The following is a 14813-nucleotide window of genomic DNA, read 5'->3' as shown; positions in this document are numbered from 1 at the left end:
GCTGTTCGATGACGGACGGCTACGACTGCTATCAGAATGCTCTGGCCGAGCGGGTCAACGGCATCCTCAAGGGCGAGTTCCTGTTGCAACGTCCCGCTGACCTTGAGCAGGCCGCCAAGATGGTCGAACAGTCGGTTCGCATCTATAACCACGAGCGGCCACATGCCGCTCTGAAATACAAAACGCCCGATGCGGTGCATCGGGCGCTCTAGGGGCTGGATACTGTCAACCTATTCCAGGACTTGACAGCGTTCAGGCTTCGCGCAGCGCACCGGCGACCGCGGCCGCCACGTCGAGCCATTCGCCCGGCGCGGCCTGGCGGGCGATCCTGGCCTGCGGATACCACGGGCAGTCGTTGCCGGTGAACCAGCGCCAGTCGGGCGCAAACGGCAGCATGACCCACATCGGTTTGCCGAGCGCGCCCGCGAGGTGCGCGACAGCCGTATCGATCGTGACGACGCCGTCGAGCCGCTCGATCAACCCGGCCGTGTCGGCAAAGTCGTTCAGCCGGCCGTCGAGACGATGCACGCGCGGATGCGCGTCGACGCGCGCGCGTTCGTCGTCGTCGAGTGCGGGCTGCAGCACGACCCAGTCGATGTCCGGCAGCGCGAGCAGCGGCGCGAGCGCGTCGAACGGCATCGAGCGGTTTTCCTGAGCCTGCCGGCGCCCCGACCAGGCGAGGCCGAACTTGCGCTTCGACTGCCCGCCGAGCGAGCCGCGAAAGCGCCGGCGGGCGCCATCGGGAGCGTCGAGGTAGCGTGAGCCGCCGACGATGTCCTCCGGTTGAAGCCCGAGCAGGAACGGCAGGCTCATCAGCGTGCAGGCGACATCCGCGGCAGGCGGCTTCGCGGCGCCCTGTGCGACGAGCGTCACGCGCCAGTGCGACGCGGCCGGCGCCAGCAGCGCGACGAGTTCCGGCTGAACTTCGAGCACGACGCGCGCGCAGCGTGCGCGGGCGAGCGGCACGAAGCGGACGAACTGCAGCGTGTCGCCGAAGCCCTGTTCCGCGCGGATCAGCAGCGTGCGCGACGCAATCGGCTCGCCCTGCCAGCGTGGCAGCGCGCCGAGCGGCGTAGCCCCCGGCGTCTCGTGACGCGCTTCATACGCGGGCAGCCCGCGCGTGAAGTCGCCGAGCGTCAGCAGCGTGACTGCGCGGTGTAGCCGCGCGAGCGTGAGATCGGGCGCGACGCGCAGCGCCTGGTCGAATGCGCGCAGCGCCATCTCGTGCGCGCAGAGCGCGTGATGCGCGTTGCCGAGGTTCAGCCAGGCCAGGCCGAACGACGGATCGAGACCGACGGCGCGCTCGTAGTAGGGCAGCGCGTCGCGGTGGCGCGCCTGCGCGCACAGTGCGTTCGCGAGCCCGAACAGCGCGAGCGGAAACGGCGGATGCAGCGCGAGGGCGGCTTCGAATGCGGCGGCCGCCTCGGCATGCCGGCCGACCGCATCGAACGTGTTGCCGAGATTGAAATGCGCGGCGACGAAACGCGGCTGCGCGGCGATCGCGGCCTGGAAATGCGCGATCGCGTCGTCGGCGTGGCCCATCGCGTTCAGCGCCATCGCGAGGTTGTTGTGCGCGCCCGCATGCCCGGGCCGCAGCTCGAGCGCGCGACGGAAGGCGTCGAGCGCGTCGTCGTGGCGGCCGAGCGCGTTCAGCGCGTTGCCGAGATTGTTGTGGATCGATGCGTCATCAGGCGTGAGCCGCAGCGCGCGGCCGAAGGCGTCGATCGCATCGTCGTGGCGCTGCAGCGCCGCATATGCGTTGCCGAGGTTGTAGTGCGCGAGCGGAAATTCGGGCGCGAGCGTCAGCGCGTTGCGGAAGCGGTCGATTGCTTCGTCGAGCCGGCCGAGCGCTTTCAGCGCGTTGCCGAGATTGAGTTGCAGCGCGGCATCGTCCGGACGCAGCGCGACGGCGCGGCCGACGAGATCGGCTGCCTCGGCGTGCTGGCCCTGCTGGTGCCGCAGCACGCCGAACAGGTGCAGCGCGTCGGCGTCGGCGGGGTTGGAGGCGAGCGCGTTGCGATAGCCGTGCTCGGCCTCGGCGAGGCGGCCTGCGCGGTGTGCTGCATACGCTCGGTCGAATACGGAATCCATGACGCGAAAACTGACGGAAAGCGCGTATTTTCCCACACCACGCGGAGGGGCCGCGTATCGGCCGGTCGGCATATGGCCCCGTCACGCGGAGCGGCGTAGACTTGCAGGGTCGCGTGTCATCGAGGTTCTCATGGCTGACACACTGTCCGATATCCCGCCCGTGCTGATCGTCGGCGCCGGGCCGACCGGCCTTGCCGCGGCGATGAGCCTCGCGCGGGCCCGCGTGCCGGTGCGCATCATCGACCGCCTCGCCACCCCCGCGCCGTATTCGCGCGCGATCGGCATTCAGGCGCGCACGCTCGAACTGCTGGAGCAGCATCGCGCAGTCGAGCCGTTTCTCGCGCTCGGTCATCGTGCGCATGCGGCCGCGCTGCATGCCGGCGGCCGCGTGATCGCGCGGCTCGATTTCGATCCGCTGCAAACGCGCTATCCGTATCTGCTGTTTCTCGACCAGAGCATCACCGAGCGCCTGCTCGCCGAGCACCTGGCCGGGCTCGGCGTGACGGTCGAGCGCGGCGCGACGCTGACTGCGTGCGATGCCGGCGGCACGTCGCTCGACGTGTCGATCCGCGGCGCCGACGGCCGCGACGAGTCGTTCGCGCCGTCGTACCTGATCGCCGCCGACGGCGCGCACAGCACGGTCAGGCATCTGCTCGGCCTCGGCTTCGTGGGGCATGCGTTCGAACAGACTTTCCTGCTCGCCGATTTCGCGGCGATACCCGATTGGCCGGACGAGGAGATTCACCTGTTCACGTCGCCCGAAGGCATTGCAGGCCTGTTCCCGATGGGGGACGGCCGTTACCGGCTCGTGGCCGACCGGCCGCCCGGCAGTGACACGTCGTCCGATGCGCCGCCGCCGTCGCTCGCGGAATGCGACGCGATCGTGCGTGCCCGTGCCGGCGCGTCGATCTCGCCGAGCGATCTCGCGTGGTCGTCCTATTTTCACCTGCACAGCAGGATGGTCGACCGGCTGCGTCACGGCCGCGTGTTCTTCGCGGGCGACGCCGCGCACGTCCACAGCCCGGCCGGTGCGCAGGGCATGAACACCGGCATCCAGGAGGCGCTCAATCTGGGCTGGAAGCTCGCGCGCGTGCTCGGCGCGGGCACGCCCGAGCGGCTGCTCGACACGTATCACGCGGAGCGTCATCCGATCGAGCGCGACGTGTTGCGGCAGACCGGTTTCGTCACGCAGATCGTCGAAGCCGAGCGCGGCGCGATGAAATTGCTGCGCGATCATGTCGTGCCGCTCCTGGCGTCGTTCGGGCCGATGCGCGACGCGGTGCGGCGCACGGTCAGCGAGCTCGGCGTGCAGTACCGGAAGAGTCCGCTTACGCTGGAGCGCGTGCTCGACGGCGGCCCGCGCGCAGGCGAGCGGGCGCCCGATGCACTCGTGCATGTGCTGGACGGGCCGCTCGGCCGGGCGCCCGGAACGGCGCAGCTATACGACCTGCATGATCCGGCGAGCTTTACGCTGCTGCTGCTGGAAGAGCCGGCGGGTGCCGACGCCGACGCCGGCGCGGTGCCGCCGATGCCGGCCGATGCGCAGGCGCTCGTGCAGGGGCTTGAACGGATCATGCCGGATGCGGTGCGCGTGTGGCGCGTCACCGATGCCGAAGGCGACGGCGACGCCGGGCTTGCACAGGAGTACGGCCGCTCGCGGCCGTCTTATTACCTGCTGCGGCCCGACGGATATGTTGCCGCGCGCGGGCGCACGGCAACCGACGCGAACGCGCTGCTGCGCCATTGCGAAAACTGGTTCGCGGGCATGTCGCGGTCCGCCTAGCGGCGCGGTCAGGCGCTCGCTTCGGCGGGCACGAGCGATGCGCGGTGCGCGGCGATCGCGTCGCGCACGATCGGTGCCGCGCGTTGCGCGGCTTCGTCCGACGGATCGTCGAGCGCGGCGAGGAACGCGCGGCGCATCCGCGGCTCCCAGAAGCGCCGGATATGTTCGGCGATGCCGGTCAGCGCTTCGTCGCGATCGGGCATCGATTCGAAGAAAGCGCCGATCTGGTTGGCCATGTCGATCAGGTGTTCGTGATTCATCGCATCCTCACTTGCCTGTCGTCACGGTGTCGGGCGCCGCCGCGCGGCGCTCGAGCAGGTCGATCTGCTCCGCGTTGAAGCGCGCGTACGCTCGCTGCCAGTCGGACGGCTGGGCAACCGGCATCACCTGCACGGCCGTCACCTTGTATTCGGGGCAGTTCGTCGCCCAGTCGGAACTGTCCGTCGTGATCACGTTCGCGCCCGATTCGGGGAAGTGGAACGTGGTGTACACGACGCCCGGCTGCATGCGCTCCGTCACGAGCGCGCGCAGTACCGTATGCCCGGCGCGCGACTCGATGCCGACCCAGTCGCCGGCCCGGATCCCGCGATCCTGCGCGTCGTGCGGATGGATCTCGAGGCGATCCTCTTCATGCCACTGGACGTTTTCGGTCCGGCGCGTCTGCGCGCCGACGTTGTATTGCGACAGGATGCGGCCCGTCGTCAGGATCAGCGGATAGCGCTGCGTGACCTTTTCCGGCGTCGGAATGAACTTGGTGATCACGAACCGGCCCTTGCCGCGCACGAACGTGTCCGTATGCATGGTCGGCGTGCCTTCCGGCGCGTGCTCGTTGCAGGGCCACTGGATGCTGCCGAGCGCGTCGAGTTTCTCGTACGACACGCCCGAGAAGGTCGGCGTGAGCCGTGCGATCTCGTCCATGATTTCCGACGGATGCGTGTAGTGCATGTCGTAGCCGAGTGCCTGCGACAGCAGCAGCGTGACCTCCCAGTCCGCGTAGCCCGCGAGCGGTGGCATCACCTTGCGCACGCGCGAGATGCGGCGCTCCGCATTCGTGAACGTGCCGTCCTTCTCGAGGAACGTCGAGCCCGGCAGCAGCACGTGCGCATATTTCGCGGTCTCGTTCAGGAAGATGTCCTGCACGACGATGCATTCCATTGCCGACAGCGCGGCCGATACGTGCTGCGTATTCGGGTCCGACTGGACGATGTCCTCGCCCTGGCAGTAGAGCCCCTTGAAGCTGCCGTCGAGCGCCGCGTCGAACATGTTCGGGATGCGCAGCCCCGGCTCCGGCTGGAGTTTGGCCGACCATGCTTGCTCGAACTGCGTGCGCACGACCTCGTCGCTGATGTGCCGGTAGCCGGGCAGTTCGTGCGGGAACGAGCCCATGTCGCACGAGCCCTGCACGTTGTTCTGGCCGCGCAGCGGATTGACGCCGACACCTTCGCGGCCGATGTTGCCGGTCGCCATCGCGAGGTTCGCGATGCCCATCACCGTCGTCGAGCCCTGCGCGTGTTCGGTTACGCCGAGGCCGTAATAGATCGCGGCATTGCCGCCCGTCGCATAGAGGCGCGCGGCCTCGCGTACCCGTTCTGCGGGCACGCCCGTCACGTCCGCGGTTGCCTCCGGGGAATTGTCGGCGCGCGATACGAAGTCGCGCCATTGCTCGAATGCGCGCGTCTCGCAGCGTTCCGCGACGAACGCGTCGGCGACGAGCCCTTCGGTGACGATCACGTGCGCCAGCGCGTTGACGATCGCGACGTTGGTGCCGGGCCGAAGCTGCAGATGGTGCGTGGCCTTCACGTGCGGGCCGTCGACGACGTCGATGCGGCGCGGGTCGATCACGATCAGCTTCGCGCCTTCGCGCACGCGCCGCTTCAGCCGCGAGCCGAACACCGGGTGACCGTCGGTCGGGTTCGCCCCCATCACGACGATCACGTCGGCCTGGTCGACCGACGCGAACGTCTGCGTACCCGCGGATTCGCCGAGCGTCGCCTTGAGGCCATAGCCGGTCGGCGAATGGCACACGCGCGCGCAGGTATCGACGTTGTTGTTGCCGAACGCGGCGCGCACGAGCTTCTGCACGAGGTAGGTTTCCTCGTTCGTGCAGCGCGACGACGTGATGCCGCCGATCGAATCGCGGCCGTACTTCTGCTGCAGCTTGCGGAATTGCGTCGCCGCGTAGGTGAGCGCTTCCTCCCAGCTCACCTCGCGCCACGGGTCGGTGATCTTCTCGCGGATCATCGGCTTCGTGATGCGGTCCTTGTGCGTCGCATAGCCCCATGCGAAGCGCCCCTTCACGCACGCGTGGCCTTCGTTCGCGAGGCCGTTCTTGTGCGGCGTCATGCGCACGACCTGCGTGCCCTTCATCTCGGCCTTGAACGAGCAGCCGACGCCGCAATACGCGCAGGTCGTGACGACCGAGTGTTCGGCCTGCCCGAGCTGCACGACGGATTTTTCCTGCAGCGTGGCCGTCGGGCATGCGGCGACGCAGGCGCCGCACGACACGCATTCCGACGCCATGAACGATTCGCTCTCGCCCGCGGCGACGCGCGATTCGAAGCCGCGCGCGGCGATCGTCAGCGCGAACGTGCCCTGCGTTTCCTCGCAGGCGCGCACGCAGCGGTTGCAGACGATGCACTTCGACGGGTCGTACGTGAAGTACGGGTTCGATTCGTCCTTGCGGTCGTGCAGGTGATTTGCGCCATCGAAGCCGTAGCGCACTTTGCGCAGCCCGACGACGCCCGCCATGTCCTGCAGTTCGCAGTCGCCGTTGGCGGGGCAGGTGAGGCAGTCGAGCGGATGGTCGGAGATGTACAGCTCCATCACGTTGCGGCGCAGCGACTGCAGCCGGTCCGACTGCGTGCGCACTTTCATGCCGGCTTCCGCGGGCGTCGTGCACGATGCCGGATAACCGCGCCGGCCTTCGATCTCGACGAGGCACAGCCGGCACGAGCCGAATGGCTCGAGCGAATCGGTCGCGCAGAGTTTCGGGACGTTGACGCCGGCTTCGATCGCCGCGCGCATCACCGACGTGCCGGCCGGCACCGTCACCGGCTGGCCGTCGATTTCGAGCGTGACGTCGGTATCGGCATGCCGTTGCGGCGTGCCGTAGTCGGTATCGTCGAACGGGTCGCGGGTGCGCGCCTGCGCGGCGCTCTTGCACGCGCATTGGCCCGAGCCGCAGCCGCCTTGGCGGACGTTGTTCGTGTCGAGGGACATGCAGGTCTCCTTCTGGGTCAGGCCGCAGCCTTGACCGGGCCCGACACGGCATCCTTGCCGGCAGCGAGCCCGAAATCTTCGGGGAAATGGTCGAGCGCGGACAGCACCGGGTAGGGCGTCATCCCGCCCATCGCGCACAGCGAACCGGCCAGCATCGTGTCGCAAAGGTCGCGCAGCAGCGTGACCTGCCGCTCCGACGTATCGCCGTGGCGGATGCGCGCGATCGTCTCGACGCCGCGCGTCGACCCGATCCGGCACGGCGTGCATTTGCCGCATGATTCGATCGCGCAGAACTTCATCGCATATTCGGCAAGCTCGGCGAGGTTCGACGTGTCGTCGTGCAGCACGATGCCGCCGTGGCCGACTACCGCGCCGATCGCCGTGTACGCCTCGTAGTCGAGCGGCACGTCCCACTGGTGGTCGGGCAGGTAGGTGCCGAGCGGGCCGCCGACCTGCGCGGCGCGTGCGGGCCGGCCGCTTGCCGTGCCGCCGCCGAAGTCGAACAGCAACTCGCGCAGCGTGACGCCGAACGCGAGCTCGACGAGGCCGCCGTGCCGGATGTTGCCCGCAAGCTGGAACGGCAGCGTGCCGCGCGAGCGGCCCATCCCGTAGTCGCGATAGAACGCGGCGCCGCGCGCGAAAATCACCGGCGCCGTCGCGAGCGTGATCACGTTGTTGATGACGGTCGGCTGGCCGAACAGGCCGGCAAGCGCGGGCAGCGGCGGCTTCGCGCGCACGACGCCGCGCTTGCCCTCGAGCGATTCGAGCAACGCCGTTTCCTCGCCGCACACATACGAGCCCGCGCCTTTCGCGACGTGCAGCTCGAATGCGTGTGCGGAGCCGAGCACGTGTTCACCAAGCCAGCCGGCTTCGCGCGCGCGGACGATCGCGGCTTCGAGCGTGGCGATCGCGTGCGGGTATTCGCTGCGCACGTAGATGTAGCCGACCGTCGCGCCGGTCGCGATGCCCGCGATGATCATTCCTTCGATCAGGCAGTACGGATCGCATTCCATGATCAGGCGATCGGAGAACGTGCCCGAATCGCCTTCGTCCGCGTTGCAGACGATGTACTTCTGCGCGGCGCTCGCGTGCCGGACCGTGCGCCACTTGATGCCGGCCGGAAACGCCGCGCCGCCGCGGCCGCGCAGCCCCGATTCGAGCAGCGTCTCGCACGCGGCATCGCCGTCGAGCGCGAGCGCGTTCTTCAGGCCGGCGAGGCCTTCGTGTTGCAGGTAGTCGTCGATCGACAACGGATCGGTCAGGCCGATGCGCGCGAACGTGAGGCGCTGCTGGCGCGCGAGATAGGGCAGCGCGTCGACGAGGCCGACGCCGCTCGGATGCATGCCGCCTTCGAGCCAGTTTGCGTCGAACAGGGCCGGCACGTCGGCGGCCGACAGGTTCGCATAGCCGACGCGGCCGGCGGCCGTGCCGACCTCGACGAGCGGCTCGAGCCACAGCAGCCCGCGCGAGCCGTTGCGGACCAGTTCGATGGCGACGCCGCGCCGTTCGGCTTCCGCGACGATCGCGACGGCGAGCGTGTCGGCGCCGAGTGCCAGCGCGGACGAATCGCGCGGAACGTAGATGCGGGTCGTCATGCGGCCTCCGGGGTGTGGGCGACCGCATTGGCCAGCAGCGCGTCGAATTTCTCCGGCGTGACCTTGGCGTGAAGCACGCCGTTGACCGTCAGCGACGGTGACTGCGCACACAGTCCGAGGCAGTAGACCGATTCGAGCGCGACGGTATCCGGCGCGTGCGCATCCGCGGCATCGCCGTGCGCCGCGTCGAACCGGCAGCCCGTGCGGGCTTCCGCATGCGCGGCCAGCGCTTCGCAGCCCATGCTGCGGCATGCTTCGGCGCGACACATCTGGATCGTTACGCGCGCGGGCGGCGCGGTGCGGAAGTGGTGGTAGTAAGTCAGTACGCCGTGTACTTCAGCGCGTGACAAGTTGAGCGCCCTGGCGAGCGGCGCAACGCAGCCTGGCGGCACGTAGCCCGCGTCGTCCTGGATCGCGTGCAGGATCGCCACGAGCGACCGGCCGGCGCGCGCATGGCGCTCGACGAGCGCGTCGGGCGCAGGGGAATTCGGGGACATCGGTTATGCTCCTCCAAAGTCTCATATGCGCTCGAAATTCATATAGTGCGCATCGCGACTTCGTTCTGATTGATTTTGACCCACGATAAGCGGAAGATTTCTCGATCGCAATAGGAAGTCGGAGTGCATAATTGATTCGGATCGAATGCGACGCATATCTGACCGTACGCGACACGGAAGGTCGCACGGCCAGCCTGTCGGATGTCGCGCCATTGCTGGAACTCGTGGCCGACACGGGCAGCATTGCGCAGGCCGCTCACGCGAAAGGGCTGTCCTACCGGCACGCGTGGGGCATGCTGCGCGCGCTGGAGGCGCGCATCGGCGGGGAGTTGATCGAAACCGCACGGGGCAAGGGATCGACGCTGTCGGCACTCGGGCAGGCGGTTGTCGATGCGCAGCGCCTCGCGCGTAGCCGGCTCGACGGGAACCTGCGCACGCTGGCGGCCGAGGTGTCGAGCGACCTGAACCGGCGGCTCGCGCAGCGCGACGGCGCCGTGCGCATCCACGCGTCGCACGGCTACGCGGTCGCGACGCTCGTCTCCGCGCTCGTCGATGCGCAGGCGGCCGTCGACATCAAGTATCGCGAGAGCGTCGAGGCCGTGCAGGCGCTCGCCCGCGGCGAATGCGACCTGGCCGGTTTCCATCTGCCGCACGGCGCGTTCCGCGCGCAGTGCGCGCAGATCTACCGACCGTGGCTCGACGACACGCGCCACGTGCTGATCCATCTGACGCGCCGCCAGCAAGGGCTGTTCGTGCCGCGCGGCAACCCGAAGCAGGTTCGCGGGCTCGCGGATCTCGCGCGCAATGACATCCGCTTCGTCAACCGCCAGCCGGGATCGGGCACGCGCATGCTGCTGGATCTCGCGCTGCGCGCGATCGGCATCGATCCCGAGCGCATCGACGGCTATGCGTCGGCCGAGCTCACGCATTCGGCGATCGCGGCGTTTGTCGCGAGCGGAATGGCCGATCTCGGCTTCGGCGTCGAGCCGGCCGCCCATCATTTCGGGCTCGACTTCATCCCGGTCGTCGACGAGGACTATTACTTCGCGTGCGAACGCGCGCGGCTCGACGCGCGGCCGCTTGCCGGCGTGCTGGCGCTGCTGCGCGACGCGCGCTTCGTCGAACGCGTCGCACATCTCGACGGCTACGATCCGGCCGCGTGCGGAACGCTGACGAGCATCGCGACAGGGCTGGCCGGCAGCGACGGCACGAGCGCGCCGGACGGCAATTCCCGGTAACGGGGACGCGATCGAGCCGCGCTGCAGCAGCGGGGAATTTGCGCTACGCTTGCCGCTTGATCAACGTTCCAACAAGCACGCCGTTCAGGCGTCATCCCGCCATGAAATTTTCAGTTCCCCTCGCCGCGGCAGCGTTGACCGCGGGGCTGCTGGTCGCTGTGTCGCCGTTTGCGCTCGCGCAGAATTCCCCCGGTGTGCCCGGCGGCATCCTGAGCGAACAGTTTCGCCTGAACGAGCATCCGCAGATGCCGTTCGCTGCATCGGCGCCGTCGCAGAAATACCAGGGCGGCAAGAAGTCGGCCTTGCGCCGCAAGGGCGACCTGGGCGACCCGAACGGCTGCAACCTGAAGTGCCCGATGGATAGCCAGTAACGAGGCGGACAGGCGCGTTTGCACCGTGGTCATGCGGCGCCGGTTTGACCGGCAGGCGCTGTAACCGGCGAAGCGGTCTGGCCGCCCCGACCGGCAACGGTACGAATTCCGTGCGATGCTGATTCTGCTCGAGCCCCGCGAAGCGTTGCTGCTTCGCGGGGCTCTTGCTTTCCGGCGAGGCTTCATGCAACGCGATGTCGAACGAAGCCGGCATGCGCGCATCGCCGACCAATCAGGAAATCTAGGGTTAACCCTTAAATCAGGAAGGATGTCTTCCAGAAACCTGCCTTATTCTTAAGCATCTGCCTACATAAACTTCGGTTTGTCAGCGATGAACAAGGTGTTCACCGCGAACACAGACAAATCCGGAGGTAGGTCATCATGAAGTCGCTCGTTCAAGCTGTTGTCGTTGCTGCCGCTCTCGTTGCCCCGGTCGTGTCGTTCGCCCAGTCGGGCTCGACGATCACCCGGGCGCAGGTCCGTGCCGAACTGGTCCAGCTCCAGCAGGCTGGTTACAACTCCGCTCGCGGTGAAGATTCGCACTATCCGGAAGCGATCCAGGCCGCAACGGCGCGTGTCGCGGAGCAGCAGCGCAGCGCGCTGGCGCAAGCGCAGGGTGCCGACGCCAGCGGCTACGGTGCGCAGGCACAGGGTGCATCGGCATCGGGTTCGCGTGCGATCGGCGTGCGCCCGGCCACCGTTGAAGAAATGAAGTCGCTGTATCGCGGCAGCTAAGCCGCGCATCGCCCGGTGTGCGTGAGTGCCGGGCGCGACGACGCGTCGCGTCCGAGGCTGCGGCACCCGGGTTGGCCGCAGCCCGGCGCGACCGATGTTTGCGCGGGCGCGGCCGAACATCTGTCACCTCCTGTCGCCGGAATGCCGGTGGCATTCCGCCCGGCCCGTCCGGGGTTGGGCGTTTTTTTCGGAAGGAGCGGGGCGCATGCGTTTCGCCGGCAACAAAAAACCCCGCAGACTTGCGTCATGCGGGGTTCGTGCGGCGAGCGCGGAATTTGGTGGAGGCGGCGGGAATCGAACCCGCGTCCAGAAGCGCTCTACGACTAGTTCTACATGTTTAGTTCAGTCATTTGATTTAACCGCAGCGACGCGGACGAACACGCTGCACTACGGCGATTCGCTAGGTTTTCGATCCTGGCGTCGCGACGCCGACAGGACTTAACTGACGTAAATGACCTCTGGCGGTATTGCTACCGGTCTTGCGACACTAGCCCGTCAGTGAACTAGGCAGAGGACGGCGGCCGTTAGGCTGCCAGTGCGAACGTATCGTCGTTTGCAGTTACGATTTTCCCATTGATTAACGAGGTGACGGGTCCTCGACATGCCCTAGCCGCTTCACAACCCCTGTCGAAACCAGGTCGCCCCCGCGGATAAGATCAATCATTATAGCCCAACATCGCGCAGCAGTTCGCGCAGTTCGTGCGTCGTGTCGACGAGGTGCTGGGCCTGCCAGTCGGCGGGCGCGGCGCCATCGCCGCAATAGCCGTACGCGGCTGCGACCGTCGCCATGCCGGCAGCACTGCCGGCCTGAATGTCGCGCAGGTCGTCGCCGACGTAGACGATGCGCGCGGGCGCGAGTGTCAACTGGTCGGCCGCATGCAGCAGCGGGGCCGGGTGCGGCTTCGGGTGCGGCGTTGTGTCGCCCCCGACGACGCAGGCGGCGCGCGGTGCGAGACCGAGCAGATCGACGAGCGGCGCCGTGAGCCGCATCGCCTTGTTCGTGACGATGCCCCAGCGCACGCCGCGCGCATCGAGTTCGTCGAGCACGTCGCCGATGCCGGGGAACAGCGTCGTGTGCACGCAGATATCCATCGCGTAGTTGGCCAGGAACTCGTCGCGCATCGCTTCGTAGCCGTGCGTCTGCGGATCGATGCCGAACGCGCCGCCGAGCAGGCCACGCGCGCCGGCCGAGGCCAGCGGCCGCAACATGTCGAGCGGCGTTTCGGGCAGGCCGCGCACGCGCTGCATCTTGTTGACGGCAGCCGCGAGATCGGGCGCGGTGTCGGCGAGCGTGCCGTCCAGGTCGAACAGCACGGCATCGCAGTGCAGCAGGCGCGGTTCGTCGAGTGCGGCCCGTGCGGTCGAAAGGGGAGTCGTCATGCCGGTCGAAAGGTCAGGCGCCGCGGCGGCACGCGACGAGGTAGTTGATGTCGGTGTCGTTCGACAGCGCGAAGCGCTTGCCGATCGGGTGATACGTGATGCCCTTGATCTCCACGATGTGCAGATCCGTCGCGCGCACGAAGCCGGCCAGTTCCGACGGGCGGATGAAGCGCGCGTAGTCGTGCGTGCCCTTCGGCAGCATTTGCGCGATGTACTCCGCGCCGATCACCGCGAACAGGTAGGACTTCAGGTTGCGGTTCAGCGTCGAGAAGAACACCCAGCCACCCGGCTTTACGAGCGTCGCGCATGCGGCGACGATATCGCCGGGCGACGGCACGTGCTCGAGCATCTCCATGCACGTGACGACATCGTAGGTGCCCGGTTCGCGCGCGGCGATCGCTTCGGCGGCGATGGCCTCGTAGTCGACCGAGATGCCGCTTTCGAGGCTGTGCAGATCGGCGACGCCGAGTGCTTCGGTCGACAGGTCGATGCCTTTCACCTGTGCGCCGAGTCCGGCCATCGATTCGGACAGGATGCCGCCGCCGCAGCCGATGTCGAGTGCGCGCTTGCCGGCCAGGTGCGCATGCGCGTCGATCCAGCCGAGCCGGACCGGGTTCAGCTCGTGCAGCGGCTTGAATTCGGCATTCGGATCCCACCAACGATGGGCGAGGTCGCTGAATTTCTGGAGTTCGTGCGGATCGGCGTTGGTCATGTCGGCAAACGGGCTACGGGAGGAGGGCGGTGCTGCGGTTCGTCAGCCCCGAGTATATAAGAAGCGGACGAGCGGTGAAGCGGCGAGCGCCCGGACGAGCGTCAAAGAAAAAGCCCCGCCGGAGCGGGGCTTTGAAGCAGTCGAGAACCGCGGCTTACTGCGCCGGAACGGTCGTCTTCTGGACTTCTTGCGTACCAACCACTTCGACTTCCACGCGGCGGTCCGGTGCGAGGCAGGCGATGAGTTGCTTGCGGTTCTTCTGGTTGCAGCCAGTCGTAACCGGGTTGCGCTTGCCCTTGCCTTCCGTGTAGATCTTGTTGGCCGGCACACCCTTGCTGACCAGGTACGACTTCACGGCTTGCGCACGGCGCAGCGACAGACGATCGTTGTACTTGTCCGAACCGATGCGGTCCGTGTAGCCCGTTGCGACGACCACTTCCGTGTTCATGCCTTCGATCTTCGAAGCCAGTTCGTCCAGCTTTTGCTTGCCCAGCGGCTTGAGCGTTGCCTTGTCGAAGTCGAACAGTGCGTCAGCTTGATACGTGATCTTCTGGCTCGTAATGGCCGGAGCGACTGCCGGAGCGACCGGCGGCTGCGGTGCCTGGGCGACCAGTGCGCCATCGCACTTCGCGTTGGCGGTGGCCGGCGTCCAGAACGCATCACGCCAGCAGAGCTCGTTCGTACCGTTCATCCACACCCATTCGCCCGTGCCGTTCACCCAGTTGTCATTGACGGCTTGACGCGACGCCGGCACCGATTGTGCCGAAGCGGATGCAGCCATAACTGCGGTAGCTGCAATGAACGCGAGCTTTGAAAGTTTATTCATATTTCTCCTCTCGAAATTGAGATTACCGCAGGTTTACTGCGAGCCTGTTGACGGTGACAAGTCATACATTGCTCGAAGTATAACATCGGTGCGGTACAAAAATGCGGCACCGCTCTGTGTGTATGTAGACTTCGAGCAGCGTCTAACTTTCAGTGCGTTGGCATTTTGCCATATCGTTCCCTTCCTACGAAAAAAAATCCTCCCCACCCCAAGATCGCCTCGAGTTTGTGGCGCATGCGCAACACCGACCTGCCGTAACTTTTAGAAATTGTCAAGGGCGTGTCGGCGAAATTGCGTGGAGGAATGCGGTTGTTTATACGTGCGCGTGAAACAAGCATGACGCTATCGCCGCGACGTCGAGTCGCG

General features: G+C 67.2%; 13 protein-coding genes and 1 other RNA gene. 5 read left to right on the top strand and 9 right to left on the bottom strand.

The genetic code is table 11. The annotated features are described in order from the left end of the window. A partial coding sequence (locus BFF94_RS27175) for an integrase core domain-containing protein (protein WP_219140071.1) occupies nucleotides 1–212 on the top strand: 212 nt, incomplete at its 5' end. A gap of 40 nt (nucleotides 213–252) precedes the next feature. Here the strand turns inward: BFF94_RS27175 and BFF94_RS27170 are convergent. Beyond that, entirely contained in the window at nucleotides 253–2091 is a 1839-nt protein-coding gene (locus BFF94_RS27170; protein ID WP_443627115.1) for a tetratricopeptide repeat protein, read from the bottom strand. A gap of 130 nt (nucleotides 2092–2221) precedes the next feature. On the opposite strand from BFF94_RS27170, the gene BFF94_RS27165 reads away from it, so the two are divergent. Continuing rightward, entirely contained in the window at nucleotides 2222–3874 is a 1653-nt protein-coding gene (locus BFF94_RS27165) for an FAD-dependent monooxygenase (protein ID WP_128846034.1), read from the top strand. 8 nt (nucleotides 3875–3882) lie between these two features. Here BFF94_RS27165 and BFF94_RS27160 read toward each other — a convergent pair whose 3' ends face one another. The 4 genes from BFF94_RS27160 to BFF94_RS27145 are packed head-to-tail and all read right to left on the bottom strand — an operon-like array spanning nucleotide 3883 to nucleotide 9185. Further along, nucleotides 3883–4134 carry a formate dehydrogenase subunit delta gene (locus BFF94_RS27160; protein WP_128846036.1) on the bottom strand — a complete coding sequence of 84 codons (252 nt, stop codon included), beginning with the start codon at nucleotides 4132–4134 and terminating at the stop codon, nucleotides 3883–3885. 7 nt (nucleotides 4135–4141) lie between these two features. Further along, nucleotides 4142–7093 (bottom strand): formate dehydrogenase subunit alpha, encoded by a 2952-nt coding sequence (fdhF, locus tag BFF94_RS27155; RefSeq protein WP_128846039.1) that lies wholly within the window; start codon nucleotides 7091–7093, stop codon nucleotides 4142–4144. A 17-nt stretch (nucleotides 7094–7110) separates the two neighbouring features. Next, complete coding sequence (locus tag BFF94_RS27150; RefSeq protein ID WP_128846042.1) at nucleotides 7111–8688, bottom strand: formate dehydrogenase beta subunit; 1578 nt, start codon at nucleotides 8686–8688, stop codon at nucleotides 7111–7113. Continuing rightward, entirely contained in the window at nucleotides 8685–9185 is a 501-nt protein-coding gene (locus tag BFF94_RS27145) for an NAD(P)H-dependent oxidoreductase subunit E (RefSeq protein WP_128846044.1), read from the bottom strand. Before BFF94_RS27145 ends, BFF94_RS27150 begins: the two co-directional genes overlap by 4 nt. A 131-nt stretch (nucleotides 9186–9316) precedes the next feature. On the opposite strand from BFF94_RS27145, the gene BFF94_RS27140 reads away from it, so the two are divergent. The 3 genes from BFF94_RS27140 to BFF94_RS27130 all read left to right on the top strand — a co-directional run bounded on the left by BFF94_RS27140 (nucleotide 9317) and on the right by BFF94_RS27130 (nucleotide 11529). Continuing rightward, entirely contained in the window at nucleotides 9317–10423 is a 1107-nt protein-coding gene (locus BFF94_RS27140; RefSeq protein ID WP_128846047.1) for a substrate-binding domain-containing protein, read from the top strand. 101 nt (nucleotides 10424–10524) lie between these two features. Then, nucleotides 10525–10794 carry a hypothetical protein gene (locus BFF94_RS27135; RefSeq protein WP_128846211.1) on the top strand — a complete coding sequence of 90 codons (270 nt, stop codon included), beginning with the start codon at nucleotides 10525–10527 and terminating at the stop codon, nucleotides 10792–10794. 381 nt (nucleotides 10795–11175) lie between these two features. Then, nucleotides 11176–11529, top strand: coding sequence for a DUF4148 domain-containing protein (locus BFF94_RS27130; protein ID WP_128846049.1), 354 nt, complete (start codon nucleotides 11176–11178; stop codon nucleotides 11527–11529). Nucleotides 11530–11805: 276 nt separating this feature from the next. Here the strand turns inward: BFF94_RS27130 and ssrA are convergent. From ssrA to ompA, 4 genes are all read right to left on the bottom strand, one after another. Continuing rightward, nucleotides 11806–12175, bottom strand: a transfer-messenger RNA (tmRNA) gene (gene ssrA, locus BFF94_RS27125). 17 nt (nucleotides 12176–12192) lie between these two features. Then, the gene (gene gph / locus BFF94_RS27120) at nucleotides 12193–12909 is read right to left on the bottom strand and encodes a phosphoglycolate phosphatase (protein ID WP_219140069.1); all 717 of its coding nucleotides are present in this window, start codon (nucleotides 12907–12909) and stop codon (nucleotides 12193–12195) included. Between the two features lie 13 nt (nucleotides 12910–12922). Next, nucleotides 12923–13621 carry a bifunctional 2-polyprenyl-6-hydroxyphenol methylase/3-demethylubiquinol 3-O-methyltransferase UbiG gene (ubiG, locus tag BFF94_RS27115; protein ID WP_128846052.1) on the bottom strand — a complete coding sequence of 233 codons (699 nt, stop codon included), beginning with the start codon at nucleotides 13619–13621 and terminating at the stop codon, nucleotides 12923–12925. Between the two features lie 154 nt (nucleotides 13622–13775). Then, nucleotides 13776–14447 carry an outer membrane protein OmpA gene (gene ompA, locus BFF94_RS27110; RefSeq protein WP_128846055.1) on the bottom strand — a complete coding sequence of 224 codons (672 nt, stop codon included), beginning with the start codon at nucleotides 14445–14447 and terminating at the stop codon, nucleotides 13776–13778. Nucleotides 14448–14813: the final 366 nt, after the last annotated feature.

This window comes from Burkholderia catarinensis, assembly GCF_001883705.2.
Lineage (GTDB): Bacteria > Pseudomonadota > Gammaproteobacteria > Burkholderiales > Burkholderiaceae > Burkholderia > Burkholderia catarinensis.
Note: the sequence above shows the minus strand (reverse complement) of the source record. Positions and strands in the feature narration are given on the sequence as shown.

Excerpts from the sequence above, each read along its gene's own strand:
- BFF94_RS27170 (WP_443627115.1), bottom strand. The coding sequence starts at position 2,091 with ATGGATTCCGTATTCGACCGAGCGTATGCAGCACACCGCGCAGGCCGC.
- BFF94_RS27165 (WP_128846034.1), top strand. The coding sequence starts at position 2,222 with ATGGCTGACACACTGTCCGATATCCCGCCCGTGCTGATCGTCGGCGCC.
- BFF94_RS27160 (WP_128846036.1), bottom strand. The coding sequence starts at position 4,134 with ATGAATCACGAACACCTGATCGACATGGCCAACCAGATCGGCGCTTTC.
- fdhF (WP_128846039.1), bottom strand. The coding sequence starts at position 7,093 with ATGTCCCTCGACACGAACAACGTCCGCCAAGGCGGCTGCGGCTCGGGC.
- BFF94_RS27150 (WP_128846042.1), bottom strand. The coding sequence starts at position 8,688 with ATGACGACCCGCATCTACGTTCCGCGCGATTCGTCCGCGCTGGCACTC.
- BFF94_RS27145 (WP_128846044.1), bottom strand. The coding sequence starts at position 9,185 with ATGTCCCCGAATTCCCCTGCGCCCGACGCGCTCGTCGAGCGCCATGCG.
- BFF94_RS27135 (WP_128846211.1), top strand. The coding sequence starts at position 10,525 with ATGAAATTTTCAGTTCCCCTCGCCGCGGCAGCGTTGACCGCGGGGCTG.
- BFF94_RS27130 (WP_128846049.1), top strand. The coding sequence starts at position 11,176 with ATGAAGTCGCTCGTTCAAGCTGTTGTCGTTGCTGCCGCTCTCGTTGCC.
- gph (WP_219140069.1), bottom strand. The coding sequence starts at position 12,909 with ATGACGACTCCCCTTTCGACCGCACGGGCCGCACTCGACGAACCGCGC.
- ubiG (WP_128846052.1), bottom strand. The coding sequence starts at position 13,621 with ATGACCAACGCCGATCCGCACGAACTCCAGAAATTCAGCGACCTCGCC.
- ompA (WP_128846055.1), bottom strand. The coding sequence starts at position 14,447 with ATGAATAAACTTTCAAAGCTCGCGTTCATTGCAGCTACCGCAGTTATG.